General features: G+C 33.7%; 6 protein-coding genes. All 6 read right to left on the reverse strand.

Translation table 11 applies throughout. The annotated features are described in order from the left end of the window. Positions 1-376: ASCH domain-containing protein (locus PBV87_RS21760; protein WP_271013744.1), on the reverse strand; the 376-nt coding region annotated here is incomplete at its 3' end. 22 nt (positions 377-398) lie between these two features. Then, entirely contained in the window at positions 399-560 is a 162-nt protein-coding gene (locus tag PBV87_RS21765; protein ID WP_271013745.1) for a hypothetical protein, read from the reverse strand. A gap of 25 nt (positions 561-585) precedes the next feature. Next, positions 586-741 carry a hypothetical protein gene (locus PBV87_RS21770; protein ID WP_271012006.1) on the reverse strand — a complete coding sequence of 52 codons (156 nt, stop codon included), beginning with the start codon at positions 739-741 and terminating at the stop codon, positions 586-588. Between the two features lie 23 nt (positions 742-764). Then, the gene (locus PBV87_RS21775; protein ID WP_271013746.1) at positions 765-1,001 is read right to left on the reverse strand and encodes a hypothetical protein; all 237 of its coding nucleotides are present in this window, start codon (positions 999-1,001) and stop codon (positions 765-767) included. Positions 1,002-1,028: 27 nt separating this feature from the next. Beyond that, entirely contained in the window at positions 1,029-1,337 is a 309-nt protein-coding gene (locus tag PBV87_RS21780; protein WP_271013747.1) for a hypothetical protein, read from the reverse strand. A gap of 308 nt (positions 1,338-1,645) precedes the next feature. Next, positions 1,646-2,623 carry a nucleoid-associated protein gene (locus PBV87_RS21785; RefSeq protein ID WP_271013748.1) on the reverse strand — a complete coding sequence of 326 codons (978 nt, stop codon included), beginning with the start codon at positions 2,621-2,623 and terminating at the stop codon, positions 1,646-1,648. Between the last annotated feature and the right edge of the window lie 41 nt (positions 2,624-2,664).

The following is a 2,664-nucleotide window of genomic DNA, read 5'->3' on the forward strand; positions in this document are numbered from 1 at the left end:
TGTAGTACACATCGTCAGGCAATGCATCCTTAACCCAAATGACTTGTCCTACTTTCCTATTTTGACAAATCACAGGCTGCACTACCTCATTTGCTGTTCCCAACACCCATCCATAAAGCTTTTTATATCCAAAGTTAGTTAAAACATCCTCATATGACATCTTGATTCGGTGCTGCTCTCGTGTTCGCTCAAATGTTTCTTTATCAAGTTCTACACACTCAATAATATATACATCTCCTAGAATGTGGTTCATTCCACTCTCAATGATCGCTATATTCTCTCTTTTCTTTTTGGTCTTTGACCCTCTTACTTCCATCGTTTTCTTTCCTTGGACAATCAAACTTGCCCAAGGTTGTTTTACTATTAGTCCATCCATACCCTTTACCCTTTCCAAAGAATTATTTTATTTGCTCTTTATAAATACTTTCTGCTATATCTATAACTTTAATATTCTCAACCTCTTGTAGAAATTTCTCTACTTCTTCTTCATCTCTTACCCATTTTGCACTAGGTGCAGTAAAAGAATTTGTACGTCTATAAATTATCCAATAGCCTTCCATTACAGTTTCCTTCCAAAAAATTATTTTATTTATTAAAATACGGTGCATCTATCCACTCACGCCAATCATCTTCATAATTGTTATTTCCATTTTCATTCCATTCAGTATCTTCGATTGCATTAAAGATAAATGATGCTAGTTCTTCATTTGTCATCTTCCGTATTCTGTCTCCATTTGTCATTTCATTTCCCTCCAAGAATGATTTTATCGTGTCAAAGTACAATATTTTTGTATAACTCGTTCTGCTTGCTGCCATACTAGCCAATTTACATCTTTATACGTTTCAGCGTTGGCTATCTTCTCCCATACACTTCTATCAATTTCTGACATGCTTTCATATGATCTATCTATATTATTCTGCCTAACGGCAGTTAGTTGATGTTTCTGCCACCTTTTCAACTGTTGATTAAATTCTTTTTCTTCTTGCTCTGTATATGCCATTACCTCACTCCTCACTGAAGAGAAAAATTATTTGTTTGGTTTTCTTTTACCTAATCTATACTTCAAACCACATTCGCATTTTGCAACAAAAGAACCTTTTCTTGATTGCTTTAATGCCCCTCCACATTCACATTTAACGGCATTGCATCGTTCAGCCATATACATATCAATTCCATCATTACTTTTTGGTTTTTGCTTTATTATGCCTAGTTGTTCAGCAACTTTTCTATATTCTTTCTCTATCCATTTACCATCTGGTTCATGATGTAGTCCGTCTCCCATCATATCGCCAAGCTTAACAAGCTGATTCAGTAAAAAATCATTGTCAGTAGACACAATATTCCACACTCCCTCATTTGAACAAACTTAGATTTGACCTGCTCACTACTCTATTTTTCATTTATTAATTGCTCACTATATGATTTAATTAATCTATAGAGAGGAGGAACTATAATGTCATTTTCACTTATAATGATACCTATTGTTTTATTAATTTACGGTACCATCGGTTATATAGCCTTTCTACTAATAAAATCCTTACGTAGATTAATAAAAGCTCTCGATATCTACATATCCAAAAATAGTTAGATGTGTGGTAATAATTTGTTGGTACTGGCTTAAAATCGATACCAGCAAATTATTTTCTACTTATTAATTAATGTCCCCACATTTTTAATCCTTACTTCAATAGTCCCATCTGGATTATTAATAAATTCTACTTTGCTAGGATCACTAAGCATTTCTGTAGGTAACTTAATTTCTATCCCTGTATTTGTCTTAATCTTATGCCTAGTGTATTTCTTGACCACTTTACTTGCTTGTGGTACTTCGATAGCTTCTTCTGCAATGCCTTGCTCTTCAAATACAGACAGGCATTGTTCTTTAATGTGCTCATGTTCTCCAAAGATTTCCTCTAATACATCACTAACACGAATACTACTTGTATGATCTATGCTCTTAGCAATATTGGCTTTAGCAAAAGCCAGTCCCTCTAACTTATTATCAAAGTTTTCTTCAATTGCCTCTGTAATGACTTGTTCCACTAACTTAATTTTTTGCTTAGTAGAAAGAGAAGTTGTTGTTCCAAGTAAGTTATGTAAATAATGCTCTTTGTGCCCATCTAATAGAAGAATTTCGCACGTCTCTAAATTAATAATGGCAGCTTCTTGAATCTTACTTGAAGTCTCTGGGAAAATAGTTTTATGCTTAATAATTTGATTAACAGGACCTTCCCCATTTTGATCTATAACATGTGTATATGCTTCTTTATAGTTCAGCTTAAAGAATGCTATATATGGTATCTGGTCACGTTTGAACTTTGTAACGATTAAATCCCCATTAGGAATATTTTCTAACGTTTGCATATAAGCAAAGAATTGACTTGCTAATTCACAAGAAAAACTATAGAAATCGGGTACATTTGCTCTAATTGTTTCTGCCCAAGATGAAGTTTCTTCAAAAATAGCATGTGAAACACTATGACTATTAAATAAATCTACTATGTACGTTGTGATATATGCCTCTACCTCATCATTTAGTGCTAAACACTCTTTTGAAAGTATAGGCTGACCATACCCCATATCTAGGGTATGCATAATGACTTTATCAAAAAGAATACTCATTCTAGTTCCTCCTTATGGTACCGGCATTAATGTCGGTACCA

The organism is Holtiella tumoricola (genome assembly GCF_027857615.1).
Taxonomy (GTDB): Bacteria; Bacillota; Clostridia; order Lachnospirales; family Cellulosilyticaceae; genus Holtiella; species Holtiella tumoricola.